Annotated in this window: 33 protein-coding genes; 29 read left to right on the top strand and 4 right to left on the bottom strand. The window is 65.4% G+C overall.

What is annotated here, in order from left to right:
- Positions 1–11 precede the first annotated feature (11 nt).
- Genes Q8R75_RS13925 through Q8R75_RS13890 form a run of 8 tightly spaced genes read left to right on the top strand, consistent with a single transcriptional unit; the run spans position 12 to position 6,922 of the window.
- On the top strand, positions 12–518 hold the full coding sequence (locus Q8R75_RS13925) for a phage major tail tube protein (RefSeq protein ID WP_305663743.1): 507 nt from the start codon (positions 12–14) through the stop codon (positions 516–518).
- Between the two features lie 24 nt (positions 519–542).
- On the top strand, positions 543–1,142 hold the full coding sequence (locus Q8R75_RS13920; protein ID WP_305663742.1) for a hypothetical protein: 600 nt from the start codon (positions 543–545) through the stop codon (positions 1,140–1,142).
- An 8-nt stretch (positions 1,143–1,150) separates the two neighbouring features.
- The gene (locus Q8R75_RS13915; protein ID WP_305663741.1) at positions 1,151–2,245 is read left to right on the top strand and encodes a hypothetical protein; all 1,095 of its coding nucleotides are present in this window, start codon (positions 1,151–1,153) and stop codon (positions 2,243–2,245) included.
- A 7-nt stretch (positions 2,246–2,252) separates the two neighbouring features.
- Entirely contained in the window at positions 2,253–2,573 is a 321-nt protein-coding gene (locus Q8R75_RS13910) for a phage tail assembly protein (RefSeq protein ID WP_305663740.1), read from the top strand.
- Between the two features lie 8 nt (positions 2,574–2,581).
- Positions 2,582–2,698, top strand: coding sequence for a GpE family phage tail protein (locus Q8R75_RS13905; RefSeq protein ID WP_305663739.1), 117 nt, complete (start codon positions 2,582–2,584; stop codon positions 2,696–2,698).
- 46 nt (positions 2,699–2,744) lie between these two features.
- Positions 2,745–4,940 (top strand): phage tail tape measure protein, encoded by a 2,196-nt coding sequence (locus tag Q8R75_RS13900; RefSeq protein WP_305663738.1) that lies wholly within the window; start codon positions 2,745–2,747, stop codon positions 4,938–4,940.
- 6 nt (positions 4,941–4,946) lie between these two features.
- Positions 4,947–5,660, top strand: a complete 714-nt coding sequence (locus Q8R75_RS13895; protein ID WP_305663737.1) for a phage tail protein — start codon at positions 4,947–4,949, stop codon at positions 5,658–5,660.
- Positions 5,657–6,922 (top strand): phage late control D family protein, encoded by a 1,266-nt coding sequence (locus Q8R75_RS13890; RefSeq protein ID WP_305663736.1) that lies wholly within the window; start codon positions 5,657–5,659, stop codon positions 6,920–6,922. The genes Q8R75_RS13895 and Q8R75_RS13890 overlap by 4 nt, the downstream gene beginning before the upstream one ends.
- A gap of 218 nt (positions 6,923–7,140) precedes the next feature.
- On the opposite strand, the gene Q8R75_RS13885 is transcribed toward Q8R75_RS13890, so the two are convergent.
- Positions 7,141–7,386, bottom strand: a complete 246-nt coding sequence (locus tag Q8R75_RS13885; RefSeq protein ID WP_305663735.1) for a hypothetical protein — start codon at positions 7,384–7,386, stop codon at positions 7,141–7,143.
- 150 nt (positions 7,387–7,536) lie between these two features.
- On the opposite strand from Q8R75_RS13885, the gene Q8R75_RS13880 reads away from it, so the two are divergent.
- Positions 7,537–7,794, top strand: coding sequence for a hypothetical protein (locus Q8R75_RS13880; protein WP_305663734.1), 258 nt, complete (start codon positions 7,537–7,539; stop codon positions 7,792–7,794).
- Here Q8R75_RS13880 and Q8R75_RS13875 read toward each other — a convergent pair.
- Positions 7,791–8,291, bottom strand: coding sequence for a helix-turn-helix transcriptional regulator (locus Q8R75_RS13875; protein WP_305663733.1), 501 nt, complete (start codon positions 8,289–8,291; stop codon positions 7,791–7,793). The two genes, Q8R75_RS13880 and Q8R75_RS13875, sit on opposite strands and share 4 nt — an antisense overlap.
- Before the next feature lie 64 nt (positions 8,292–8,355).
- Between Q8R75_RS13875 and Q8R75_RS13870 the strand changes: the two genes are divergently transcribed.
- The 20 genes from Q8R75_RS13870 to Q8R75_RS13775 all read left to right on the top strand — a co-directional run bounded on the left by Q8R75_RS13870 (position 8,356) and on the right by Q8R75_RS13775 (position 22,569).
- Positions 8,356–8,541 (top strand): hypothetical protein, encoded by a 186-nt coding sequence (locus Q8R75_RS13870; RefSeq protein WP_305663732.1) that lies wholly within the window; start codon positions 8,356–8,358, stop codon positions 8,539–8,541.
- Positions 8,542–8,596: 55 nt separating this feature from the next.
- Positions 8,597–9,079: a phage regulatory CII family protein gene (locus Q8R75_RS13865; protein WP_305663731.1), complete on the top strand. Its 483-nt coding sequence runs from the start codon at positions 8,597–8,599 to the stop codon at positions 9,077–9,079.
- 2 nt (positions 9,080–9,081) lie between these two features.
- On the top strand, positions 9,082–9,363 hold the full coding sequence (locus tag Q8R75_RS13860; protein ID WP_305663771.1) for an ogr/Delta-like zinc finger family protein: 282 nt from the start codon (positions 9,082–9,084) through the stop codon (positions 9,361–9,363).
- A 92-nt stretch (positions 9,364–9,455) separates the two neighbouring features.
- Complete coding sequence (locus Q8R75_RS13855; protein ID WP_305663730.1) at positions 9,456–12,152, top strand: toprim domain-containing protein; 2,697 nt, start codon at positions 9,456–9,458, stop codon at positions 12,150–12,152.
- A gap of 5 nt (positions 12,153–12,157) precedes the next feature.
- Entirely contained in the window at positions 12,158–12,445 is a 288-nt protein-coding gene (locus tag Q8R75_RS13850; RefSeq protein ID WP_305663729.1) for a hypothetical protein, read from the top strand.
- Positions 12,442–13,302: a DNA adenine methylase gene (locus Q8R75_RS13845; RefSeq protein ID WP_305663728.1), complete on the top strand. Its 861-nt coding sequence runs from the start codon at positions 12,442–12,444 to the stop codon at positions 13,300–13,302. The genes Q8R75_RS13850 and Q8R75_RS13845 overlap by 4 nt, the downstream gene beginning before the upstream one ends.
- Positions 13,299–13,529, top strand: a complete 231-nt coding sequence (locus Q8R75_RS13840) for a hypothetical protein (RefSeq protein ID WP_305663727.1) — start codon at positions 13,299–13,301, stop codon at positions 13,527–13,529. The genes Q8R75_RS13845 and Q8R75_RS13840 overlap by 4 nt, the downstream gene beginning before the upstream one ends.
- A gap of 19 nt (positions 13,530–13,548) precedes the next feature.
- Positions 13,549–14,112, top strand: coding sequence for a hypothetical protein (locus tag Q8R75_RS13835; protein ID WP_305663726.1), 564 nt, complete (start codon positions 13,549–13,551; stop codon positions 14,110–14,112).
- Between the two features lie 47 nt (positions 14,113–14,159).
- Complete coding sequence (locus Q8R75_RS13830; protein ID WP_305663725.1) at positions 14,160–14,594, top strand: hypothetical protein; 435 nt, start codon at positions 14,160–14,162, stop codon at positions 14,592–14,594.
- A gap of 2 nt (positions 14,595–14,596) precedes the next feature.
- Complete coding sequence (locus Q8R75_RS13825) at positions 14,597–14,998, top strand: DUF2528 family protein (protein WP_305663724.1); 402 nt, start codon at positions 14,597–14,599, stop codon at positions 14,996–14,998.
- On the top strand, positions 14,998–15,471 hold the full coding sequence (locus tag Q8R75_RS13820; RefSeq protein WP_305663723.1) for a hypothetical protein: 474 nt from the start codon (positions 14,998–15,000) through the stop codon (positions 15,469–15,471). The genes Q8R75_RS13825 and Q8R75_RS13820 overlap by 1 nt, the downstream gene beginning before the upstream one ends.
- A complete protein-coding gene (locus tag Q8R75_RS13815; protein WP_305663722.1) occupies positions 15,468–15,971 on the top strand; it encodes a hypothetical protein in 504 nt (167 codons plus the stop codon). Before Q8R75_RS13820 ends, Q8R75_RS13815 begins: the two co-directional genes overlap by 4 nt.
- The gene (locus tag Q8R75_RS13810; protein ID WP_305663721.1) at positions 15,968–16,390 is read left to right on the top strand and encodes a hypothetical protein; all 423 of its coding nucleotides are present in this window, start codon (positions 15,968–15,970) and stop codon (positions 16,388–16,390) included. Before Q8R75_RS13815 ends, Q8R75_RS13810 begins: the two co-directional genes overlap by 4 nt.
- On the top strand, positions 16,387–18,318 hold the full coding sequence (locus tag Q8R75_RS13805; protein ID WP_305663720.1) for a DNA cytosine methyltransferase: 1,932 nt from the start codon (positions 16,387–16,389) through the stop codon (positions 18,316–18,318). The genes Q8R75_RS13810 and Q8R75_RS13805 overlap by 4 nt, the downstream gene beginning before the upstream one ends.
- Positions 18,311–19,015: a hypothetical protein gene (locus tag Q8R75_RS13800; protein WP_305663719.1), complete on the top strand. Its 705-nt coding sequence runs from the start codon at positions 18,311–18,313 to the stop codon at positions 19,013–19,015. Before Q8R75_RS13805 ends, Q8R75_RS13800 begins: the two co-directional genes overlap by 8 nt.
- Positions 19,012–19,335 carry a hypothetical protein gene (locus Q8R75_RS13795; RefSeq protein ID WP_305663718.1) on the top strand — a complete coding sequence of 108 codons (324 nt, stop codon included), beginning with the start codon at positions 19,012–19,014 and terminating at the stop codon, positions 19,333–19,335. Before Q8R75_RS13800 ends, Q8R75_RS13795 begins: the two co-directional genes overlap by 4 nt.
- Before the next feature lie 286 nt (positions 19,336–19,621).
- On the top strand, positions 19,622–20,860 hold the full coding sequence (locus Q8R75_RS13790; RefSeq protein WP_305663717.1) for a phosphoadenosine phosphosulfate reductase family protein: 1,239 nt from the start codon (positions 19,622–19,624) through the stop codon (positions 20,858–20,860).
- Entirely contained in the window at positions 20,857–21,234 is a 378-nt protein-coding gene (locus Q8R75_RS13785) for an ASCH domain-containing protein (RefSeq protein ID WP_305663716.1), read from the top strand. Before Q8R75_RS13790 ends, Q8R75_RS13785 begins: the two co-directional genes overlap by 4 nt.
- Entirely contained in the window at positions 21,234–21,500 is a 267-nt protein-coding gene (locus tag Q8R75_RS13780; protein ID WP_305663715.1) for a DUF4224 domain-containing protein, read from the top strand. The genes Q8R75_RS13785 and Q8R75_RS13780 overlap by 1 nt, the downstream gene beginning before the upstream one ends.
- A 1-nt stretch (position 21,501) precedes the next feature.
- Entirely contained in the window at positions 21,502–22,569 is a 1,068-nt protein-coding gene (locus Q8R75_RS13775) for a tyrosine-type recombinase/integrase (RefSeq protein WP_305663714.1), read from the top strand.
- Positions 22,570–22,897: 328 nt separating this feature from the next.
- Here the strand turns inward: Q8R75_RS13775 and cueR are convergent, their stop codons facing one another.
- The gene (gene cueR / locus Q8R75_RS13770) at positions 22,898–23,377 is read right to left on the bottom strand and encodes a Cu(I)-responsive transcriptional regulator (protein WP_336623625.1); all 480 of its coding nucleotides are present in this window, start codon (positions 23,375–23,377) and stop codon (positions 22,898–22,900) included.
- Positions 23,374–25,827, bottom strand: a complete 2,454-nt coding sequence (locus Q8R75_RS13765; protein WP_305611367.1) for a heavy metal translocating P-type ATPase — start codon at positions 25,825–25,827, stop codon at positions 23,374–23,376. The genes cueR and Q8R75_RS13765 overlap by 4 nt, the downstream gene beginning before the upstream one ends.
- Positions 25,828–25,868 lie beyond the last annotated feature (41 nt).

Below are 25,868 nucleotides of genomic sequence, written 5' to 3'. Positions count from 1 at the left end.
AGACCACCACCATGGGACTGCCCAGCAAGCTCAAGAACTTCAACTTCTTCAACGACGGCAACAGCTACGTCGGTATCTGCCCCGAGGTCGTGCTGCCCAAGCTCATGCGAAAGACCGAGGAGTACCGCGGCGGCGGCATGAACGGCGACGTCACCATCGACCAGGGCATGCAGGGCATGTCCATGGAGATCACCACCGGCTTCATGCCGGAGATCTACCGCAGCTTCGGCAGCGCCAACATCTCCGGCCGGCAACTGCGCTGGGTCGGCGCCTACCAGCGCGACGACACCGGCGTGGTCGATGCCGTTGAAGTCAGCGCGCGCGGCCGCTTCACCGAGATCGACCCCGGCAATGCAAAGGCCGGCGAAGACGCAGGCATGAAAACCACGGTGCCGCTGACCTACTACCGGCTCACCATCAACGGCCGCGTCGAGATCGAAATCGACCTGCTGAACTTCATCGAAACCATTGACGGCGTTGATCGGCTCGCCGAGCAGCGCAAGGCCATCGGCGTTTGACGGTCGTCACAACAGGAGATTGAGATGAGTAATTCACGTGCGCGCACCGGTGTCACCCCGGACAAGCTCCCGAACTGGAAGCCTGAAGCAAAGAACCAATCCGCCAACAGCAACGTGCATCGACAGGTGACTTTCGGTCCCGCATTTTCGACGCTCGGAAACACCACAACGCCGAGAAAGGTTGCACAGGTTCTTGTGGATAAAAAGCTGTTGGCCAGAGACGGCGATGTGATTCGAGTTCACTTCGGCATAAAAAAGAACGGCGTCACTGACAACGCTTTCGCTCTTTTTTATTTTGGAACGACCGGCGAGATCGCCACCGACGTGGCTGTCAACAGTTCTGCGACCACGGCACTGAGCGGAGCGACGGATGCAGGCTCTGGCACCCTTGACTTCATGCGGGTCAGCGCAACCAGTATCCGCCGGCTCGGCAACGGCACCCTGCTGAACACATTGTCCGGGAACGGCGCTCCGGACATCCCCGCCGATTTCACTGTCCCGAACATGAATCAGAACGACCTGTTCCTCACGCTCGGTGCCTACACAGCGACGGCGGGCGGTGTTGCTTCGGCAGAGATCGCAACCATCACCTCGTTCGAGGTCGAAAAGCGCCCTTTTCGGTAGGCGGCGAATTGAAGTGGTCCGGATTCGTCGCCGTACCCGAGGACTTTTTCGGTATCAACGTTCATCGGTGGCCGAACGGCTATCCCACGGACACCGCCGAGCCATCGTTCGGCTATAAGACCTACCGCATCTGGGATCACAAGACGGCGGACAACAAATATCTGCTGTGGGTCACCCAGAACCCTTCAGCGGGCGTGTACGACTGGACTCAACTCGACATCATCGTTGCCGAACTCGAAGCTCGCGGTATTCAAGGCTGGTATGTATTGAGCGGCACCCCTGCCTTTGCACGTCTCGGAGGTGCTTTTTCCGATCCGTACGGCAACCCAAGTGGCGCATCGCCTGCTGATCCGGCTTTCGTGACTGCATTCGTCACAGCGCTGCTACAACGCTACAACGCGGGCGGACGTCGTTTCTTTCGGTACATCGAACCTTGGAACGAACCCGCATGGGACGGCAGCAGCGGTTTCTATAAGGGAACCGCGGCTCAGATGGCGGCGATCTGCCGCGCCGTCTACATCGCGGCGAAAGCAGTGGATCCTGAAATCGTGGTCACCACACCCAGCGACTGGAGTGCCGCGGGCCACTTAGCCGGTCTGTTCGCGGCCAGTGACGGGGCCGGCGGCACGGGAAAGGATTGGCTGGATGCGGTGTGTGTTCACCCGTACTACCGGTGGTGGGACGATGACCCGTTCCTGCGGACAGGTCAGGGTACAAACGTCGGCGTTTACATGCGTGCTCTTCGTACCAACCTCGCGGCCGCCGGTGTTTCCGGCAAGCCGATCATCTGGGGCGAAACAGGTTATGCATCGTCACCCTCATCGCCCGAACACATCGCGATTTCCAGCAGCCCAAACAAAGATCAGTTGTATGCAAAGTGGGCTTTTAGACAGGCGCTGGGCTGCATCATCGAGGGTGTGAGTGCGATGCTGCTCTACGATTACGACGGGCCCCTTGCGCTGTCGGGAAACCCGGTCACTTCGCCCGTTATCTCGCAGGCGTGGGACGCGATCAACAAGCTGTGCGGTACGAACATGCTGGAAGTTCGTCTCGTCGACGGGCAATACGTGGTCAGAACATCCAAAGGTTTCATTTACGCGTGAGCACCTCATGAACATCGCCCTCGAAACCCCCATCCCCCGCGGTGACACCCGCATCACCGCCATCACCCTGCGCAAGCCCGCTGCCGGCGAGCTGCGCGGCCTGGTGCTCTCTGACCTGCTGCGCATGGAAGTCGGCGCGGTCATGGCGGTGCTGCCGCGCATCACCGAGCCTGCGCTCACTGCGCCTGAGGTGGCGAACATGGACCCGGCTGACCTCATGGCCTGCGCGATGGAGATCAGCAGTTTTTTACTGCCGAAGTCGCTGCTGCCGGCCGACTCGCCGGGCGCAGCAGCGACGACGACGGGATTGGTTGCCCCGCCCGGCTAGAAGACGCCATGGCCGACATTGCCGTGGTGTTCCACTGGCCGCTGTCGGACATGTGCGCGCTCAGCCTGGCCGAGCTGCTCGCCTGGCGTGAGCGCGCGAGGGTCCGGACGCAGCCGGATCAGTGATCACGCGGGGCGGCTTCGGCCGCCCCGCATGCTTTGAGGTGCCACCATGTCATCTGACCGTTCCCTTCGCCTGCAGGTCATTCTCGACGCGGTCGACCGCGCCACCGCGCCGCTCAAGCGGGTGCTCGAATCGTCAAACGGGCTCTCGAAGGCGGTGAAGGGCGCGCGCGACCGGCTGCGCGAACTTGAGCAGCAGCAGAAGAAGCTTGAATCGTTCCGCACCACCACACGCGACTTTCACGCCACCGCTGGCGCGCTGGCCAACGCCCAGGCGAAGGTGAAAGAACTGGCCACGGCCATGAAGGCGACCGAGGCACCGACCAAGGCGCAGACCCGCGCCTTCGAAGCCGCGCGCCGAGAAGCCGCACGGCTGAAAGATGCGCACGCCACGCTGGCCGAGCGCCAGCAGCGCACCCGGCTCGAGCTGGAGCGTGCCGGCATGCCCACGGCCAAGCTCGCCACGCACCAGCGCGAACTGAAGGGCCGCATTGACGCCGCCAACCAGGCCCTTGCACAGCAGACGGCCCGGCTCAAGACTCACGGCGAGCAGATGGCCCGCGCCCGCGCGGCGCACGAACGTTACGACCAGGCCATGAGCCGGCGCAACGCGCTGGCCGGCGCTGGCGCCAGCGGTGCAGCAGCCGGTGTGGCCATGGGCCTGCCGATACTCAACATGGTCAAGAACTACGCCACGTTCGAAGACGCCATGCTCGGCGTGGCGCGGCAGGTCGAGGGCGCGCGCGACGCCAACGGCCGCTACACCCAGACCTACTACGACATGGCCGACGCGATTGTGGCCATGTCGCGCCGCATCCCGATGGCGACCACCGAGATTGCAGCGCTGGTGGAGGCTGGCGCGCGCATGGGCATACAGGGCAAGGCCGATCTGCTCGCCTTTGCCGACACCGCCGCCATGGCCGCCACGGCGTTCGATGCCGCCGCCGGCGAGATCGGCGAAAACATCGCCCGCATTGCCAACCTCTACAAGATCCCGATCGCCAGCATCAGCCAGCTCGGCGACACCATCAACTGGCTCGACGACAACGCGCAGTCGAAGGGTGCGGACATCATCGAGGTGATGCAGCGCATCGCCGGCATCAGCCAGACGGTGGGCATGTCGTTCAAGGATGCCGCGGCGCTTGGCTCGACGTTCCTCAGCCTGGGCGCCTCGGCCGAGGTGGCCGCCACCGGCGCCAACGCGCTGATCCGTGAGCTGGCCATCGCCGGCAATCAGCCGGCGAAGTTTCAAGCCGCGCTGCACTCGATCGGCCTGTCGCCCGACGCCGTGCAGACCGGCATGATCAAGGACAGCACCGGCACCATCCTGCGCGTGCTCGAAGCCATCAAGGCCCTGCCGCGCGAGCAGCAGCTGGGCGCGGCGGTCGGCCTCTTCGGCAAGGAATACGGCGACGACGTCGCCAAGATCGCCGAGAACATGGGCGAGTACCGCCGCCAGCTCGCGCTGGTGAATGATGAGCAGGCGCGCGGCTCGATGGCGCGCGAAGCGGACGCCCGCAACACGACCTTGTCGGCTCGCTGGCAGATGACGCTCAACCGCCTGTTTGCAGACAGCGCGCAGGGCGGCAGTGTGCTCAAGAGCGTGCTCTTTTCGCTGCTCGACACCGTCGACACCATGCTCGACGGCCTTCACCGGTGGATGCAGGCGAATCCGGGCCTCACCCAAGGCATCGTCACGGGTGCAGCGGCCATCGCCGCGCTGGTGACCGGCGTGAGCGCTCTCGCACTGGGCATTGCCGCAGTACTTGGCCCTCTGGCGCTGGTCAAGCTGGGCCTCGCGCTGGTAGCGCCGGTTGTGGTCGCAGTGGTCGGCGCGGCCGGGCCGATGCTCGCTGTGCTGACGGCCATCGGCATCGCCGCCTTCACGATCTACAACAACTGGGACCGCATCAAGAGCGCCTTCGTCGACGTGTTCCGCTTCATCGCCGATGGCATCGAGCGGTTTTTCGTCTCGAAGATCACGTGGGTGCTCGATAAGGTGCGCGCCGCGCAAGAGCTGGCGGCGAAGTTCGGCATCGGCAGCGGTGCATCATCCGCCGCTGCCGCGCCGCTGATGGCCGGCGGTGGCGGCAGCGTCACCTACGCCACCAGCGCGCCCATCACCCTTGTGCAGCAGCCCGGCCAGTCGCCGCAGGACATGGCGGCCGAAGTGCAGCGCCAGCTCGAACAGCGTGAGCGCGCCACCGCCGCGCGCGGCCGCAGCCGCCTCACCGATATGGAGTAGCCCATCATGATGCTCGCCCTCGGCCTCTTCGTTTTCGAGCTGCGCACCCTGCCCTTTCAGGAGATGCAGCGCGCCATGTCGTGGCGCCACGCCGAGCAATCGCGTGTGGGCGAGCGCCCGGCGCTGCAATTCACCGGCCCCGATGCCGACACCATCACCCTCACCGGCGTGCTGCACCCGGAACTCACCGGCGGCCGGCTCTCGATCGACATGCTCGAAACCATGGCCGACCAAGGCGAAGCGCTGCCGCTGGTAGAGGGCTCGGGCTGGATACACGGCATGTTCGTCGTTGAATCGCTGCAGACCACGCGCACCCTGTTTTTCGACGACGGCGCCGCGCGCCGCATCGAATTTTCGATATCGCTCAAGCGCGCCGACGTGCCCTTGGGGCTGATGATCGATCAGGCCCAATCCGTCGCCGATACACTGCTCGACAAGCTCGGCACGGTGATCGGCGCTGACCTGATCGACGGCTTCGGCGGCCTCACCGACCTCGCCGAGCGCGTAGGCCTCACCCTGCCCACGCTGCCCGACCTCACCGACCTGCAGCTGCCGCCGCTACCCGACCTTTCGGCCATGGGCGACCTCATCACCGCCGTAGCCACCTTCCCCGATCTCACCGCCCTCGGCCTGCCCAACCTCGCGCAGTTCGAAGACCTGGCCAGCATGCCGGCGCCCGAGCTGCGCAACATCCTTGACCTGCTGGTGCGCCCGGCATGACGGCGCGCCAGCCCGCATACCGCCTGCGCGTCGATGGCGAAGACATCACCGACCGCATCCGCCCACGGCTGGCCAGCCTCACCCTCACCGACAACCGCGGCTTCGAAGCCGACACGCTCGAAATCGACCTCGACGACACCGATGGCCTGCTCGCCCTGCCGCCGCGCGGCGCACGCGTTGAACTGTGGATCGGCTGGAAGGGCGAGGCGCTGACCGACAAGGGCAGCTACCTGGTCGATGAGCTGGAACACAACGGCCCGCCCGACGTGCTCACCCTGCGCGCGCGCAGCGCAGATCTGCGCACCGGGTTATCCACCAAGCGCGAATGCAGCTACTTCGACGTGACGTGCGGCGACGTGGTGCGCACCATCGCCGAGCGCAATGGCCTCACGCCGGCCATCAGCGGCGATCTCGACACACTCGCGATCGAGCACACCGACCAGACCCATGAGAGCGATGTGAACCTGCTCACGCGCATGGCGCGCGACCTCGACGTCATTGCCACCGTGAAGGCCGGCCGGCTGATCTTCATGCGTGCCGGCCAGGCCACCACGGCCAGCGGTCAGACGCTGCCCACCGTGATCATTCAGCGATCGAGCGGCGACAGCCACCGCTTCGCCGTGGCCGACCGCGCCGGCTACACCGGCGTCGTCGCCCACTACCACGACGTGCGCGCCGCCGAGCGATCGCACGTGTTCGTCAGCGACGATGCGCCCTACCTGCCAGGCGACGGCAGCGGCCCGGTGGGCGGCGTGAAAACCCTGAGCCACACCTACGTATCGAAGAAGAACGCCGAGCGCGCCGCGCGCGAGGAGTGGCAGAAAATACAGCGCCAGGGCAACCGGCAGGACTACACCGGCGTGCGCGCGCAGTACTGGAAAGACAAGGCCCGCACCAAGAAGGCCAGCGTGCTGGCAGGCGTCGATTCACCCAAGCCCGCCGCCCCGCCGCCCACCGAGCCCAGCGGCGAAAACAACAAGGTGCTGCGGCACGTGTACGCCAACCGCACCAACGCCCTGCGCGGCGCCGACGCCGAATGGAAGCGCCTCAAGCGCGGCATGGCGACCTTCACGCTCACCCTCGCCGAAGGCCGCGCGGACCTCTTCCCCGAGCTGCCGGTCACCGTGCGCGGCTTCAAGCCCGAGATCGACAGCACCGGCTGGATCATCACCCGCTGCCGCCACACGCTCGACAACAGCGGATTCGTCACCTCGGTAGATCTGGAAATAAAGCCGGCGGTCGGGGTGTCAGCGGCGGACTGAATCCGCCCGGGTACCGTTTTTGCCACCGGAATCAGTGCCATGCTCCGCGGGGTTACACACTTTCTGCGAGCCGCTCAAGCGTCCGTTCTTGCACACGAAACGATCGCCATGACAGTGCGAAATACCGCCTGCACCGCGGTCGCACGGCTGACGGCCGTTGCCCCGCGAGAGCACCGTAGGGGTAGCGATTGCCAGCGCGACGGCGAACAACAGTAACCTCATGGCTTAGGCATTCGGTGCGCTTGCGAGGCCGCGGCCGCGCCCAGGGCAGCGAGCACTACCGCTATCACCCACCAGCCCCCGCCCGCCACGGCGGTGCCGAACGCCACAATCGCCGCGATCGAGGCAACCACGCCGGCGAGCACGTTTCGAACAAAGAAACCTCGGCCTTGCTGCGCGCCGCGCACCGCGCCCGCATGCCAGAAGCCGATCAGGGTGATCACTGAAACGCTGAACTCTGGCATTGCCTGCCCTCCATGTCCTGGTCGTATGTCTTTGTGCATAGTCCTTTTGGACTAAACGTGACGCCTACACGCCCGTTTAACAGCGATTTGCAATCTACGAGCATCTGAGCCTAAAGAATGCCTCAACGACAACGTCACGAGGCAATGGCAATGCGCGGCACTTCACAGCGGATCGTTCTTCCCTTTTCCTCGCCCGCCGCACGCGAGACCGAGCGCGGATTTGAACTGCTTGCCAAAGCAGCCGAGCGCGGCGAGATCATCGGGGCGGCTTACACCGTGATCACCCCGGAAATGCTCACCCGACAGGGATGGTTCGGCGCCGCGAACGCACACCCGGCGCTGACCTACTACGGCGTGCAGCAGCTGGCCCAGATGCTGCTGTGGCCTGACGAAGAGCATTCGCGCTAGACCGTGCGCTTGCGCCCCGCGCTGGTACGCCCGAGCTTTACACGCTCGCCAGGCAAGGCCTGCTTACGGTCGAGTGCCACGTCATGCAGTGTGGCCGCGGAGGCGGACTCGGGCCGTGCGTCATAGACGGCCGTCGCACTACCGGTCGGCATGGCACGCGGCGCCCAGCCGTGCCACGCGTCGACCATGGCCCGCAACATGCGGCGGGCGCGATCGTCCATGCCGCGCACATCATCCAGCAGCTGCGATTCGTCACGACTGAGCAACTCTGGCGAACGATCGCCGGTGAGCAGAAACACGACGTCGAAGCCGCGCGCTGCGAGTAGATCCAGCTCGCGGGCGTCAGGGCTGGTTTCGCCGCGTTCCCAAGCCGCCCACGCCTGCCGCCTGCGGTTCACGATGAGCGCCGCGTCGTCCTGATTCAGCTCAAGGCGCTTCCGCTCTTCCTCCAGCCGTTCAGAAAATGTTTGCTCTACCGAACATCTGTTGCTTGACATGTACGCTTTTTCATACAATAGTGTGGTCATAGTGTGCTTTAACGTACTTCGGAGCATAGACGACATGAACGCCGCCGCAAAACCATCAGCCGCGCGCACGCCCAAGGGCAAGGGCACGCAACCCCGCGTGGCCGTGGTGCTGCAGGCTGAAGAAAAACGCCAGTTGTCAGAGCTGGCGCAGCGCGAAGGGCGCAGCCTGGCCAACATGGCCCGCACGCTGCTCATCAACGCGATGAGTGAGGCCGCCTGATGTCATTCTCGGGGCACATCCAGTTGCATACACCATGCGAATGCAGGGGCCGCGCATGAACAGCGTGCTCCGCGCCTTCCACGGCACCGTGCACCGCTACCCCGGCGGGGCAGACGCCCTTGCCGTGGTGCTTACCCAGTTCGGTCACCCGATCAAGGGCGGCGTGCTGCGCAACAAGGCCAACCCGGAGTTTCCCGGCAACTCGGCCTCTCTCGCCGATGCCGACGCCACCATGGCCGTCACGAGCGACTACGCCGTGCTCCATGCGCTGTGCGCAAACCACAGCCATGTCGCGATACGCGTCGACGCCGACGTGCAGCCCAGCGATCTGGCGGTGCTCGAAATGATCACGCACGTCTGGCTCAGCCACGGCCAAGTGGGCGCGGCGATCGACGCCGCCCTTGCCGACCAGCACATCGAGCACTCGGAAATGGCCGAGATCGACCAGGCGATCTACCGCCATGAGCAGGCGCTGCACGCGCTGAAGGCTCGGCTCAAGGCGCTGGTGCAGCCCTCACGCGGACGGAGACGGCCGTGAGCATGCCCTGCCCGATCTGCGGCCACACCGCGCACATCCGCACTTCACGCCCGATGTCCGACGTGAGCCGCGAGCAGTACTACCACTGCACCAATGGCCGGTGCAGCCACATATTCGTGGCGATGATCAGCATCGTTCGCACCGTAGGCGACAGCCTGCTGCCCAAAGAAAAGCAGTCGGGCTGGCCGTTCAACTACGCGATCACCCGAAGCAAGAAATTGCAGAACGCGCCATGCGATGAACTGCAGCTTTCACTGATCGAAACCGGCCCTCCGAGCGGCTGACAGCCGCCGCCCGAAACCCCTGAAAACACCACCCGCCGCTCGGCCATTTCGCCGCGCGCAGGGACCCTTTTTGCCAAAAGAAATACAAAGACATGGATTCCAGGCTGCACGCCGACATCACCGCCCGCCTCGACAGGGACTACGCGTTCAAGCCACGCGACAAGCACCTGCGCGAGGGTGTGTGCCCCCAGTGCGGAAAAAAGAGCCTCTGGACATGGCAGGAATCGCCGTGGGTGTTGAAGTGCGACCGCCTCTCGAAGTGCGGCGCCGAGTACCACGTGAAAGAGCTGTACCCCGACCTGTTCGAGCGCTGGACCGAGCGCCACCCGGTCACCCCTGAAAACCCGTACGCCGCCGCCGACGCGTATCTCAAGATGGCGCGCGGCTTCGATCTGGCGCGCATCAAGGGCTGGTACACACAAGAGACCTACTTCGACCCCTCGATCAAGGCGGGCAGCTCAACGGTGCGCTTCGCGCTGCAGGGTGGCGGCTACTGGGAACGCATCATCGACCAGCCCGGCCGCTTCGGGAGCCGCAAGGCCACATTCCGCGGCAGCTACGCGCACACTTGGTGGGCGCCGCCGGGCATTGACCTGACCGACATCAAGGGCAACCGCGAGCTGTGGATCGTCGAGGGCATCTTCGACGCCATCGCGCTGCTGCATGTCGGCATCACTGCGGTGTCAGCCCTGAGCTGCAACAACGATTGCGCCGCCAGCCTGGCCGCGCTGGCCGAGGCCTGCGCGGCAGCAAAGGTCGATCGGCCGAAGGTGATATGGGCGCTCGACGCCGACAAGGCGGGGCGCAGCTTCACGCGCAAGTGGGTCAAGGCATCGCAGGAGGCGGGCTGGACAACCATCGCCGCGCAGATCCCGCAGACCGGCCGGGCAAAGCTCGACTGGAACGACATGTTCCAGCGCGACCGGCTCAAGCCCAGCGACATCGACACCTACCTGTACCACGGCGCGCTGCTCACCGCGCAATCGGCGGGCGACAAGGCGCTGCTGATGTACCAGCGCGGCGCCGGCAGCAGCTTCCCGTTCGAGTTCGGCAACCGGCTCTACTGGTTCAAGCTCGACCTCGAGAAGTACACCGCCGCCTCCAATGCGATCGAGGAGGAAGACGGCGAAAAGAAACTCTCGAAGCAAGAGGTGCGCGAACGCGCGCTGGCCAACGCGCACGCGGTGAACGAGATCGCGACCTGCTACCCGCAGGCGCTCTACTACCAGCGCGACAGCGTCACCGATGACAGCTGGTACTACCTGCGCGTCAGCTTCCCGAACGACACGGCGCCGGTGAAAAACACCTTCACGTCGGCGCAGCTGGCCAGCGGTGCCGAGTTCAAGAAGCGGCTGCTCGGCATGGCGCAGGGCGCCATCTACACCGGCAGCACCGGCATGCTCGATGCGCTGTGGAAGCAACAGCTCAGGTTCATCACCAGCGTTGAAACGATCGACTTCATCGGCTACAGCCGCGAGCACACCTGCTACGTCTTTGGCAACGTGGCGGTGTCGAAGGGCCGCACCTATGAGCTGAACGACGACGATTACTTCGAGATCGGCCGCCTCTCGGTCAAGAGCCTCAACGGCTCGGTCGGTCTGCAGATCAACCCCGACGCGAAGCGCTTCACCACCGAGTGGGTCGACGCCATATGGGAGGCCTTCGGCGCCAAGGGCGTGGTGGCGCTGGCCTTCTGGTTCGGTGCGCTGTACGCCGAGCAGATCCGCGCGCTGGCCAAGAGCTACCCCTTCCTCGAGGTGGTGGGCGAGCCGGGCGCCGGCAAATCAACGCTGATCGAGTTTCTGTGGAAGCTCTGCGGCCGGCTCGACTACGAAGGCTTCGACCCCTCGAAATCGACGCTGGCCGCGCGGGCGCGCAACTTCGCCCAGGTGAGCAACCTGCCGGTGGTGCTCATCGAAGCCGACCGCGGCGACGACTCGAAGAAGGGCGGCTTCGACTGGGATGAACTGAAAACCGCCTACAACGGCCGCAGCGTGCGCGCGCGCGGCGTGAAAGACGGCGGCAACGCGACCTACGAGCCGCCGTTCCGAGGCGCGGTGGTGATCAGCCAAAACGCAGATGTGAATGCGAGCGAGGCCATCCTCAGTCGCATCGTGCATCTGCACTTCGACCGCAGCGCCCAGACGCCGCAGTCACGCGCTGCCGCCGAGCAGCTCGAACGCACCGAAATGGAAAGCGTGAGCGGCTTCATTTTGCGCGCGGCGCAGCGTGAAGAAGAGGTGCTCAAGTGCTTCGTGGAGAAGGTTGCCGAGGCCGAGAAAGCCCTGTCGGCCGTGCGCGAGATACGCAACGTGCGCGTGATCAAGAACCACGCACAAATCATGGCGCTGGTGTTGTGCCTGGTGCGCATCGGCATCCTGCCGAAGCACTACGCCGCCGCCGGCTGGAACCAGTTGATCGAGTGCGCCAAGGCACGCCAAGAGGCGATCAGCGCCGACCACCCGTTGGTCGCCGAATTCTGGGAAATCTTCGATTACCTCGAAGACGGCGGCGAATTTAGCGACGGCCTGCTCAACCACAGCCGCGACACCAGCGTGATCGCCATCAGCCTGCCGCACTTCGAGCAGGTGTGCGGCGACCGCAAGCTGAAGTTCCCGCCGATCCCTGACTTGAAGCGCGTGCTGCGCACCAGCCGGCAGCACAAGTTCATCGACGTGCGCACGGTGAATTCGCGCCTGCATGAGGCCTACAACAAGCGCGTGCATGTGAACAGCAGCAACCCGGTGACCAAGCCGCAGTCGGTCAAGTGCTGGTGTTTCGAGGCTTGATGGCGATGGCAAACACCTTCAACGCCCCCGAGCAGCACTACGGCCTGCGCATCTGGCGCCACCTTCACGCGCCGGTCTGGGTCGCCCACTTCCCGGCCGTGCCCGGCGTGCATCGCGGCAAGTACTGCGCCTACCGCTCAACCACGCCACCGAAGAACCCGTGCCAGCCGTGGTGCAGCGACAACGCGTGCATCGGCACCGAGCGCGGCTTCCAGACACTGGCAGAGGCGAAATCGGCGGCAGAGAAGGTCGCACGGAAGGCAGCGCCGGCCGCCAGAAGGGTGCGCGCATGAACGCCCCGCTGCCGACCATCACCAGCCCGGCGCTTCGCTACCACGGCAGCAAGTTCCGGCTCGCGCAGTGGGTGATGCAGTTCTTCCCGGCGCATCAGACCTACACCGAGGCATTCGGCGGTGGCGCTGGCGTGCTGCTGCAAAAGCCGCGCGCCTATGCCGAGGTCTACAACGACCTGGACGGCGAAATCGTCAGTTTCTTCCGCGTGCTACGAGATCCGGATATGCGCGCCCGGCTGATTGAACAGATCACCCTCACGCCGTACGCGCGGGCCGAGTTCGAACTGTCGTGGGTGCGGTGCGCTGACCCGGTCGAGCAGGCACGGCGCACAGCGGTGCGCGCCTTCATGGGCTTTGGCAGTGGCGGCGCCACGAAGAGCAGCACCGGGTTTCGCATCGACACTAAGCGCCTGAACTCCACCGCGCAGCACGTCTGGGCACGCTATCCGCAGACCATTGCGATCGCTGGCCAGCGGCTGTGCGGCGTGCTCATCGAGAACCGCCCGGCGATCGAGGTGCTGCAGCAACACGACGGCGACGACGCGCTGCACTTCGTTGATCCGCCCTACGTCTTCGGTACCCGACAACTCAGGGGCTCGAACGGCTGCTACCGGCACGAAATGACCGACGCCGACCACGGCGCGCTGCTGGAAGTGCTGCGCACCCTGCGCGGTTACGTAGTGCTGTCGGGCTACCCGTCGCCGATGTACGAAGAGGCGCTCGGCGACTGGACGCACTGCTCGACCCACGCCCGCGCATCTGCACATCGCGGCACGGCACGCCGCACCGAGTGCGTGTGGATCAACCCGAAAGTACTGAACGCACTTTCGACTCACCCGGCGGGGCTTTTCGCATGACCGCCCGCGCCCCCATCACCCGCGACGAACTGCAGGCCGCCTACGCAACCACCGGCTGGCGCTGCAGCTTTGAAGACGCGCTCGCCGCGCCCGACCTTCACGCCCTGCTGTGCCTGGGCGCCCTCATGCGCCGCCGCCGTGCCGCCCGCTGGGCAGGCATGCGCACGCGCGTCGAGCTTTCCCACCCCGAGGCCGCCGCCTCGGCTCGCTGCTGCACCCCTTGCTGACCCACCGGAGGAGATCGCCATGCCCTTGCCCGCCCCCCTGCTCAACCCGCACAGCCGCCGGCTCATCCGTGCCGCGGCCACGGTGCAGCAACTGCTCGACGCCGGCCGCCTGCTGCTGCGCGTAGATCCCGCCCGCCCCGGCGTGGTCGAGGCCTTCGACGAACTCGACGCCGCCCGCCTTGAAGCCGACAAGTTTCACCTCACCACGGTGAGCCTCTCGCCCTTCATGCGCTACCAGCTCGACATCGCGCTCAGCGAGCCGCTGACCATGCTGGTGGCCCACCTCTACACCTCGCGCTGGGCGGTCGACCTCGACGCCCTGCTGTGGGCCAGCACCGGCAAAACGGCCTTGATCGCCGTCGAGCTGATGGAGTGGTACGCCCGCCGCGGCCCGAACGACGCCTACTTCCAGCGCCTGGGCGAAAGCATTCACGCCGAACTACTGGCCGCCGAATCCGCCCGCGCCGCCGCCGAACCCGCGCCCTCGCCCACCGTGCTCGACCGCCTGCTCTCGATGCTGCCTCGCCGCGCCGCCAAGCCGGTCGTCGATGGCCTCGGCATCTTCCCGGCCCGCCACGGCTGACCGGCACAACCGTTTTCACCCACCACCTCAACCGAGAGGAGAGAAGCATGCAGACCACAGCACCCGCAACCACGGCCGCACCGGCGGCCGCACCCGAGCCCAGCGCCGAGACGTGGGCGATCGTCGATCTGTTCGGCCACACCAAAGTGGCCGGACGGCTGAGCGAACAGCAGATCGGCGGCAGTTCGTTCGTCCGGCTCGACATTCCCGAGGTCAAGAGCGACTCCATTCACATCGCGCCTCATACCCGGTTATTCGGCGCAGCCGCGATCTACGGGATCACGTTCGTCGACCAGGCCACTGCAACCATGGCCGCGCGCGACATTCGCAGCGAGCCGGTTTCGATGTGGTCCCTCAAGGGCGCGCTGCAGCAGATGCCCGCACACGAGCGCATGCGGTTCATCGGCGTCGACGTGGGCGCGCCGGGCGGTGACCAGACCGTGCACGTCACTGCCTTATCCCCCTTCAATCCGGAGGACTGATCATGCTGCGCACCTACAAGCTGAGCACGCAAGACTACGAAATGACGGTCGAGATCGACACCGACCTCATTACGGAAGAGAAGCTTCACGAGATCAATCAGTTCTGGGGCGACGCCGACTACCGGTTGATGCGCCACGGCGGCGATGTGAGCCGCGCTGTGCTGGACCAGTTGTTCAACACGGTCCGCAACCTGCAGAGCGCTCGCCCGCGCACCTTGTGCGGCGTGGTCTATGCCTTCGCGTGGGAGGACTTTCGCGGCAACTACAAAGACGGCATCGAGGGCTGGCCGGCGATGGATGGCCGCGATGGCATCACCATCGTAGCCTGCTGGCAGGGCCTGCAGCTCGACGACAGTCTCTACATCGAGCCGATCGGCGAAACCGCTGACAGGAGGGCCGCCTGATGGAAGCGCTCGCCCCCCTGCCCCCCGAGCAGTTCATGACCTCGATCGAGGATCCTGACGCGATGCAGACCGTGTCGATGACGGTACGCCGGCGCGACGTGCCGCGCCTGTATCAGTTCATGGACCTGGCCACCATCGAAGAAGCCGAGCAGCTTCGCAAGGCGAACATGCACACGCAGATCGATTCGCTCGCCGAGCTGGTGCACATCGCACTCAGCCACTGCGGCACCAGCGGCGGCCGGCGCGTCGCCACCCTGCTGGCCAGCATGTACAACGGCAACCGGGTGAAGTTCGACGCGAGCGACCTGCGCTGCATGGACGTGACGCTGTTCGAGCACTGCATGAACGCCATCCGGCTGTGCACCGAAAACAATCGCGAGCCGCACCAGTTCTTCAACAACGGCGGCGCCGCTTTCGAAGAGATCATCCGGCGCTGGGGGCTGGAGAAGAAGCGTAAGGGGGTGCGGTCATGATGCGGCTGGCGGCCTTCATCGCCAGCCGCGGCTGGCTGGTGGGCGCATTGCTCGGTTTCGCACAGCGCACGCCCTATTTCCACATCCACGGCCGCGACGGCTCTCTTTACATGGGCCGCTGGTGGCTTCTACGCGGCCGCGTGGCGGAGGACCAGTGCCCCTGGTGGCTGCGCTGGCTACCGATCGCCGTGCGCATCCACTGGATCGTGCGCCCGGACAACGACCGACATCTGCACGACCACCCTTTCGACTACTGCACGGTGATCCTGCGCGGGTGGTACGTCGAACAGGACGTGTTCGGTGTGCGCCACTTCCGGAAGGCGGGCGACATGGTCAGCGCCCGGGCGCAAACCTTCCACCGGATAGCAGAGGTGAGCCCCGGCGGCGTCTGGACGATGTTCATCTGCGGTCGGCGCCGGCACACGTGGGGATTCCTGGTCGACGGCCACAAGGTGGATTACCGGCGCTACCTGCGACTTTCCGATGAGGTGAAATCATGACCCGCAAGCGCGGCGCCTACGTTCGCCATTTCGCCGTGCTGCCCGGACGGGCGCGCAACACGGTGCAACTTCAGACCGGCCACTGGATGGCGCTGCAGCTGCTCGGCACGCCCAACTTCAAGCAGCACCACCTGTGCGAGCTGGCGACGCCGGCGCACATGGTGCGCGCCATGCCCGGCACCCCGCCCAACGTGCTGCGCCACGCCGATGCGCTGATCCGGGTGCTCAACGTTGTCATCACCCGCGCCGAGCAGATCGGCCGCATTGAAGTGGCCACCTACGAACAGGCCGCCATTTGCGCCAGCGCACCACCCGTCTTCAACGCGCTGGCCGCCGCCAGCAATCTCGACATCGCCCGCGCCGCACTCGCCGTCAAGGCGCTGCAGGCGCGGTACATCAGGGAAGGACAGACAACATGAAACGCGATGCCTTCACCACCGCGCCCGACGACGTGCGCGATATCCGTCACTTTCACCTGTTCTGTGGCCTCGGCGGGGGCGCGCGCGGCTTCAACGCGGCCAGCGCCCGTGTCGGCTCAATGACCGGCCGGTTCCGGTGCATAGGCGGCATCGACGTCGACCCGGCATCGATCAGAGACTTCGGCAGGCTCGCCGGCGTACCGGGCACGGTGCTGGATCTGTTCGATCGAGATCAGTACTGCGCCTTCCACGGCGCCGAACCGCCGGCCGGCTGGCGCGAGTCGACGACGGCTGACATCCACCGCGCGGCCGGAGGCGAGCGCCCGCACATCGTGTTCCTGAGCGCGCCGTGCAAGGGATTCAGCGGCCTGCTCGCCGAGGGCAAGAGCCGCACCGACAAGTACCAGGCGCTCAACCGCCTCACCTTGCGCGGCGTGTGGCTGATGCTCGAAGCGTGGTCGGACGACCCGCCTGAGCTGATCCTGTTCGAAAACGTGCCGCGCATCGCCACGCGCGGCAGGCACCTGCTCGACCAGATCACGGCACTGCTGCGGCAGTACGGCTACGCGGTGGCCGAGACCACGCATGACTGCGGCCAGCTCGGCGGTCTCGCGCAGAGCCGCAAGCGCTTCCTGCTGGTGGCGCGCCACATGGCCAAGGTGCCGCCCTTCCTGTACGAGCCGGCGATGAAGCGGCTGCAGGGTGTCGGCACGGTGCTGGGCCGTATGCCGCTCCCGGGCGATGCCGCAGGCGGTCCGATGCACCGCGTGCCGGCGTTGATGTGGAAAACATGGGTGCGGCTGGCGTTCGTCGAGGCCGGTAGCGACTGGCGCAGCCTGAACCGGCTGGCGATCGAGGGCGGCAACCTGCGCGATTACCTGATCGTGCCGGAGATGTTCCGAGGCGCCCTCGGCGTGCGCCGGTGGGACGAAACAACCGGCGCCGTCGCCGGCGAGTCACTGCCGATGAACGGTGCCTTCTCGGTCGCCGATCCGCGCTTCGAACAGTCCGCGAAGTGGTCGGACGGCCAGGCTTACGGCGTGCGCAAGTGGGACGCGCACACCGGGACGGTCAGCGGCAAGACGATGCCTGGGCAAGGTGCATTCGCGGTGTCCGACCCGCGCATGCCGCCGAGTGATACTCGGCACTACAACATGTTCCGCGTCATTGACTGGCGCCACCCGTCGAACTGCGTCACCGGCTCGCAGCAGATCGGCAGCGGCGCGATGGCGGTGAGCGACCCGCGCCCGGCCGGCGAGCTGTTCGGCAAGTACGCGGTCACCGACTGGACCGACGCGGCCGGAACCGTGATCAGCGGCAGCACCACAGGGCAGGGTGCCTATGCCGTGGCCGACCCGCGCCCAGGCATGCAGCGCCAGCGCGGCGATCACTACCTGACCGGCGGTCACTACGGCGTCGTGCCGTGGTCGAGCAGCTCCGGCGCTGTGTCTGCGTCCGCGTGCCACGACAACGGGCCGTGGTCGGTGGCGGATCCGAGATTAGAGCCCACGGGGGCAAAAACCACCCCTTACGATTTTCAAGAATGGCGTCCAGATGCGGTTTTCGGGATGGGTCCAGGGGCCTTTCAGACCCCCCAGATTCCTGGATCTAATGACCGCGTCGTTGCAGTAATCCGAGCCGAGGACGGCACGTGGCACAGGCCCTTCACGACACTCGAACTCGCCGCGCTGCAGTCGCTGGTCGATCCGGAAGAGCAGCTGGAACTGGACGGTCTGAGCGACAGCGACTGGCGCGAGCGCATCGGCAACGCTGTCCCGCCGGACGCTTCTCAGGCCATCGCCAGCGAAATGGGCCGCACGCTGCTGCTGGCGTGGTCGGGCGAGACCTTCACCCTTTCATCCGCGCCAATCTGGGTGCAGCCGGCGCTGGCTGCGCTGACTGTGGCGCAGGGAGACCTCAATGTCTGATACCTACAACACCCATCAACCGCCCTGGGCCACTGGCGTCGCCCGCGGCTACCTAGAAGTCGGCGCCCAGCTTTGCACCCGCGATGGCCGGCGGATCGGCAACGCCGTCGTGCTGCAGGTGATGTCCACCTGCAAGGGCACCTCCGCCCAGATCTGGACGGACGCCTGCAACGACCTGGTGCTCAACGAAGCCGAGCTGGCCGAACTTTTCCACGAGCCGGAATGGCTCAGGGACCCGGCCAGTTCGCCCGGCATGACCGCCTTCGCAGCTCACCGCGCCGTGTCCTACCTCATCACGCGCATCCGCACCGAGCCGCGCGTTGCGAGTCTGATCGGTGAAGGCACGCAAGCCTTCGACCTGCTCGCCGCGGCGTGGTGCTTCAAGACGGGCATGCCTGACGCCGACCTGCGCGAGCTGGCGCAGATCAGTTCGGCATCACATCAAGTCGAGACAGATGGCGATGAGATTTCCGAACACCTTCACCTTCTGCCGGAAGAACACCCACTCAGGAACACGCCGCTGATCGAGATCGGCGCCCAGCGGCGATGGAAGAAAGGCGGCGAGTGGAAGGACGTACAAAAGCACTGGGGCATCGCCAACAGTACCTACAACAACCTCGCCGAACACGCCTGGAAGCGGTACGACGATTGGCGCGCGACGAAACCATCGCCGAAGGCAGGGGAGCAAGGCGCATGAGCACAGAAATCCCTCTTTTCCGCCCATCGAACGGCACACAGGGCGAGAGCTTCATCGCCGGCTGGTGCGGACGCTGCAAGCGCGACCGGGTCATGAACGGCGATGTAGATGCGGACATGGCCAGCGAACAGGACTGCTGCCCGATCATCGGCGCCACCTACGCGTACGACGTCACCCACCCGGAATACCCACGAGAGTGGCGCTACGACGATGACGGCGACCCGGTCTGCACCGCGTTCGAGCCTGTCGACGCGCCGGACGGCCCGAGCTGCGCCACGCGTGACGCCCACACCGTGGATATGTTCGAGGTGAGTCCATGAATCTGAAATTCCTGATCGCGGAGGCCGCTGCGCTCGGTGGGGCGGACCTTTGCGCAGCCGGGCACGCCTTGGTATCCATAGGCGGGCGGCATTGTCCGCACGACTTCACAGACAACTGCTCGCAGCCCGTTTTCGAGTGTGCGCGCTGTGGGGCCGTTGATTACGGTGACAAGGGCGGCCCCGGATATAAATCGTGCGAGGCATCCTGCAAGCATGGCTGGCATGCGCTGAAGAGAAGCTACGTAGTGCGTGAATCATCAGCCGGCGCACTGCGGTGGAGAAAGCCATGACCATACGCGACCTGCATCTCTTCGAAGGCGGAGCACGCCTGCAGATGAACGAGTCCATCGAACTGACCATGCAGAGCCTGCAGGCCTACGGCCCTGCACACGAGCATTGGGTCGTTGCGTGGTCCGGTGGAAAGGACAGCACAGCCACGCTGACGCTGATCGTGTGGCTGATCAACACCGGCAAGATTCGGGCGCCGAAGCGCCTGACCGTGCTCTACGCTGACACGCGTCAGGAACTGCCGCCGCTGGCCATCGCTGCCGAGGCGATCATGGACGAGCTGGCCGAACGCGATATCGAATGCCGGATCGTCCGCGCGCCGCTCGATAAGCGCTTCCTGGTCTATATCCTCGGCCGCGGCGTGCCGCCGCCGAACAACAACACGCTGCGCTGGTGCACTCGACAGATCAAGGTTGATCCGATGGCCGCCGCCATCGCTGAGTCGATCGGCGACGGCACAGCATTGACCATCACCGGCGTCCGTCAGGGAGAGAGCGCGATTCGCGACCGACGAATCGAAATGAGCTGCGGAAAGGATGGTGCCGAGTGTGGACAGGGTTGGTATCAGCAAGTTCTGCCAGAGAGCCGGAGCGTGCGCGGCCGCATCGCCACGTTGGCGCCACTCTTGCACTGGCGTGTCTGCCACGTCTGGGAATGGCTCCGCCACTGGGCGCCGCGCGAGGAGTTCGGTGGATGGTCAAGCGAGCTGATCGCCGACGCCTACGGTGGGGACGAAGCCGAGGAAACGAACGCGCGCACCGGGTGCATCGCATGCCCGCTGGCGCAGGAGGAAAAGGCCCTCAACAGCATCCTTGCGATGCCGCGCTGGCGTCACTTGGCCCCACTGCATGAACTCAAACCGATCTACCGCTGGCTTCGGGAACCAGCCCAGCGCCTGCGCAAGTCTGGCATTGAGCGCCTGAAGGATGGCTCAATCGGCAAGAACCCGCAGCGCATGGGACCACTCACGTTCGAGGCGAGGCTTTCTGCTCTCGATCAGATTCTGGATATTCAACATCGGGTGAATCTTGGCGCCATAGGCAACGGGTGGAAGGGCGACGTGTTCGAGCTGATCAACGCTGAAGAAGAGGCCCGCATCCGTGCTCTGATCGCCACCGAAACGTGGCCAGATGGCTGGAACGGGGATGAGCCTCACGCCGATGAATGGTTGCCGGTGACCATCTACGGTAACGGTGCAGAACAGCACGATCTCTTCGGGCTCGAGGAGGCTTCATGATCGCCCTGTCTATCCGCCAACCGTGGGCCTGGCTCATCGTCGCCGGCCACAAAGACATCGAGAACCGCGACTGGCCAACCACTTTTCGCGGCGATTGCCTGATCCACGCCAGCAAGTCGGCCACCCGCGCCGACGTCGAGCAGATCCGCGACAGCCTGATCGCCGAGTTCGGTACAGACTTCGGTCTGCCCAGCTTCGACGATCTTCCGAAAGGTGGTCTGTGCGGCATTGTCACCATCACCGGGTGCGTGACGGCGAGCAGCTCGCAATGGTTCGTGGGTGAGCATGGCTTCCTGCTGGAGCGGCCACGGCCAATACCCTTCCAGCCCTACAAGGGCCGGCTGCAGTTCTTCAACGTGCCGGAGTACGACTGATGGACATGTTCCTGACCGACGCCGAGATATCGCGGATCTGCGAGCCGCTGGTGCAGGCCGCGGCACAGGTTCGCTACCTGCGCGAACTTGGCCTGACGGTGACGACGAAGCCAAACGGCCGGCCGCTGGTTGTGCGCAGCCATGCGGAAGCGGTATTGTCCGGCCGACCGATCGACCAATTGCCTGCATTCGACGTCGAACGGAAGTCCCCCGGCCCCAACCGGGAGCGTTTTCTTGCTTCTATCGCCCGGGACCGGGCCGCATGACATGGGCCGACGCCGCAAGAACAACCCGCTGGACCTTCCCGACCGCGTCTATGCGAAGCACGGCGCGTTCTACTTTTTCCATCGCCCGACAGCTGACTACCCGTCCGGCCGATGGGAGCACCTGGGTACAGACGTCGCACAGGTGAAGGAACGCGCGCGGCGGATCCGGCAGCACCAAGACGACGGATTCGGGACGGTGGCTTATTGGCTGGACGAGTTTCTTGTTTGGTGCAAGAAGAGAGTGGCTGTCGGTGACATGGCGCCGCGCACGCTTGAGGACTACACGGCCAATGCAAAAAAACTGAAGGATTACTTCGGTGACATGTACCCGCTCGGCGTAGGGCCGAACGACGTCGGCGACTATCTGGACACCAATCTGGAGTCGAAGCGCGCCGTGCGGGCGAACCGCGAGAAAGCCTGCTTGTCGTCGATGTTCACGTGGCTGATCCGTAAGGGCCACGCCGGCGTGAAGACGAACCCCTGCATCGGTGTTCGCCGCAACACGGAAACGAAGCGCGATCGCTATGTCGAGGACGACGAAATGCAGCGCGCGCTGGCCAGCGCTCCGCTGATGGTGTGGGCGCTGGCGCACCTCGTGTATCGCACGCTGCAGCGGCCGGAAGACATCATCACCTGGACCGAGCGCGACATCGTGAAGCGCCGCCTGCCTGACGGCCGCGAGGTGCGCGTGATACGAAACGACCAGGCCAAGACGGGCGCCGTGGTCGACATTGAGGTGACACAGGAAGTCGACGATATCCTCGATCGCCTGAAGGCCGGCGCCGGCAAGCTGCGCGGCATGACGCTGCTGCATCGTCGCGATGGCCAGCCCTACACCTACGACGGCCTGTGCGCGATGCTCAAGCGCCGCCAGGCCGCCGCGAAGGTGCCCAGCTTCGGGTACTACGACCTGAAGGGCAAAGGCGCAACCGACATGTGGCAGTCAGGCGTCCAGCTCGAGAAGATTCAGGTGCTGTGCGGCCACGATTCCATCACAACAACCGAGCGCTACGTGAAGCAACGCTGGCGCGGCGTTGTTCAGCCGAATCAGGTCAAGGCCGCCGTCTAATAGAGCCGCCTGAACCACGGCCAGATGCGCCTTTCCGGACACGTTCCAGCGGTGAAATATTAGACACCGCGATGCCCTATCCCTTGCCAGACGCGGGTTTCCGGTCAGTCCGACAACGGACTGTTAATCCGTAGGTCCCTGGTTCGAGCCCAGGTCGGGGAGCCAAAGAACCGCGTTGAAAATCAAGGCCTTCGAAAGAAGGCCTTTTTCGTGTACTCGTCAAATGAGGCCCCTTGGCGAAACGCGACGCCTGATGCAGATGGCACCACAAAGCGCGCTGGGCCTGCTCGCGCTGGCGCGTCCCGTCCGCACTCATCACCTGTTTATGTCAGCCCTCCCTTCGTCGCGCCCGGCCCGGCTGGAGCCCGGCGGTCCTTCCGCGCGCGCGATGTTCCGCAGCGGCCGGTGCGATTCCTTCGTGAGCGAGTGTTTCGATGATGGGGCAGTCAGGACGATCGTCTCCGTGGCAGCAGTGAACGAGATGCTCCAGCGTGGCCTTCATCGCGTGCAGTTCCTTCAACTTTTCTTCGAGTTCCGCGATATGCGCCTGCGCCAGCGCGCGCACCGTCCGGCTTGGCCGCTTGCGGTCCTGCCACAGGCCGAGCAACGCGCGAATCTGTTCGATTGAGAAGCCCAGGTCGCGCGACTGCCGAACAAAGCGTAGCGTGCTGACTTCTCTGGCGGTGTACTGCCGGTAGCCGGACGCCGTTCGCGCCGTCTCCGGGAAAAGTCCGACGCTCTCGTAGTGGCGAATCATCTTTGTCGACACCCCGGAGGCCTTTGCGGCTTCACCGATGTTCATGCTCATCGCTGCTCTCCCTTGACGGCCCCGCTTCGGATCTGCCGGTTTGCAGACTTCACCGCGCGTCCGTCGGCAACACCCTGCCACCTGCGCAGCGTCAACGCGTTCAGCACCACGCTGACGCTGCTGAAGGCCATTGCGGCACCGGCAATGATCGGGTTCAGCAGACCCAGCGCCGCCAGCGGAATACCCAGCACGTTATAGCCGAAGGCCCAGAAAAGGCCCTGCTTGATTTTGGAGTACGTGCGGCGGGATACATCAAGCGAGTCGGCCACCAGGCGCGGATCACCGCGCATCAGCGTGATGCCGGCGGTCTCGGTGGCCACGTCGGCGCCGCCCGCCATCGCATAGGACACCGAAGCGGCTGCCAGTGCCGGCCCGTCGTTCAAGCCGTCGCCGACGAAGGCGACCACCTCGCCAGCGTCGCGCAGTTCCTTGACGATGGCGGCCTTGTCGCCCGGCAGCAGCCCGGCACGCAGGTCGGTGATGCCCACTTCCTTCGCGACCGCATCGGCCGCACCACGGTTGTCACCCGTCAGCATGACGGTCCGGATGCCAAGTTGGTGCAGCCGCGACACCGCCTCCGCCGCTGTTGGTTTCACCGTGTCGCCGAAGGCCAGCAGGCCCAGCAGACGACGCTGGCCCGGATCGGACCGGACCAGCCAGGACACGCTCCTGCCCTGCCGCTCCAGCTGATGCGCTTCGGCGTGCAAATCGCCTTCCACAAGACCCAGTTCGTGCAGCAGGCGCGTGCTGCCCAGGGTCAGCGTCTGGCCACCCACGACACCCTGGACCCCACGCCCCGGTAGCGCCTCGGCCGTGTGCGCCTCGGGCACCGGCAGGCCCTCGTGCCGCGCCAGGTCCATCACGGCCACGGCCAATGGATGGCTGCTCGACTTCTGCAGCGCGGCGGCCAGGCATAGCACCTCGTTCCGGGTGTAGCCCTCGGCCGCCCGCACGGCAGCGAGCGAAGGCTTGCCTTCCGTGAGCGTGCCGGTCTTGTCGAACGCGACGACGGTGACAGCGTGCGCGACCTCAAGCGCTTCGGCATCCCTGATCAGGATGCCGTGGCGCGCCGCGACACCGGTACCGGCCATGATGGCGGTCGGCGTGGCCAGCCCGAGCGCACAGGGGCAGGCGATGACCAGCACGGCCACCGCGTTGATGAGCGCCTGCTCCCAATCCCCCGTTAAGCCGAACCATCCAGCGAAAGTTGCCAGCGCAATGAGCAGCACCACCGGCACGAACACCGCACTCACGCGGTCGACGATGCGCTGGATGGGCGCCTTCGCGGCCTGCGCCGACTCGACCATGCGGATGATTCGGGCCAGCGTCGTCTCGGCGCCGATGGCGGTCGTGCGGACTGTCAGCGCACCTTCGGCATTGATGGCGCCGCCGGTCACCTTGTCGCCGCCCCCCTTGGCCACCGGCAGGCTCTCGCCCGTGATGAGCGATTCGTCGACATGGCTGCGGCCTTCCACGATGTCGCCATCGACGGCTACGCGGTCGCCAGGACGCACGATCACGAGGTCACCCACCTGCACCTGATCCACCGGAACATCCGCCTCAACGCCCTCTCGACGCACGCGGGCGGTGCCTGGGCGCAGCGCATTCAGTGCCCGGATGGCGTCGGCCGTCTGCCGCTTCGCACGTTGCTCGAGCCACTTGCCCAGCAGCACCAGCGTGATCACCGCCGCGGAGGCCTCGAAGTACAGGTGCGGCATGCCATGGTCGGCATGCCCGAACAGCAGGTAGGCCGACAGCCCGTAAGCCGCCGAGGTGCCCAGGGCCACCAGCAGGTCCATGTTGCCGGTCTTGGCCAGCACGGCCTTCCAGCCGGCACGGTAGAAGCGCCAGCCGAGCCAGAATTGCACCGGGGTCGCCAGGGCCAGTTGCAGCCAGCCGTCCGGCATCCAGTCGATGCCAAAGAGCTGCAGCAGCATCGGCATCACCAGGGGCAGCGTCAACGCGCCGCCCACGGCGACGGGCCACCAGGCAGGAAGACGAGGCGCGGACTGCGGCTTTACATCCTGGAGCTCCTTCGCGACATAGCCGGCCTTCTCGATGGCGGACTTCAGTGCCGTGACCGGCACCGCAGACAGCGCATGGATGCTCACCTTCTCGGTCGCCAGATTGACGGTGGCTGCGGAAACGCCGGCCACCCTGAGCAGAGCCTTCTCGACACGCCCTGCGCAAGAAGCGCAGGTCATGCCTTCGACCCGCAGCGTGATGTCGGTCGTCGCGACGTCGTAGCCCGCCTTGCGCACAGCGGCGGCCAGAGTGTCTGCAGTCACTGCAGTCCCGGCGCTCACCGAGGCCTGTTCGGTCACCAGGTTGATGCGGGCCCGCCTGACACCGGGGACAGCCTTGAGCGACTTTTCGACGCGCATGGCACAGGATGCACAGGTCATGCCCGTGACCTGCAGCGTGATATCGGACAGTGCGTTGGCGTTCATGGATACCTCGGAGCGTTGTTCGAAGTTGCACATCGTCAAGG

This window comes from Methyloversatilis sp. (assembly GCF_030696805.1).
Taxonomy (GTDB): domain Bacteria; phylum Pseudomonadota; class Gammaproteobacteria; order Burkholderiales; family Rhodocyclaceae; genus Methyloversatilis.
Note: the sequence above shows the minus strand (reverse complement) of the source record. Positions and strands in the feature narration are given on the sequence as shown.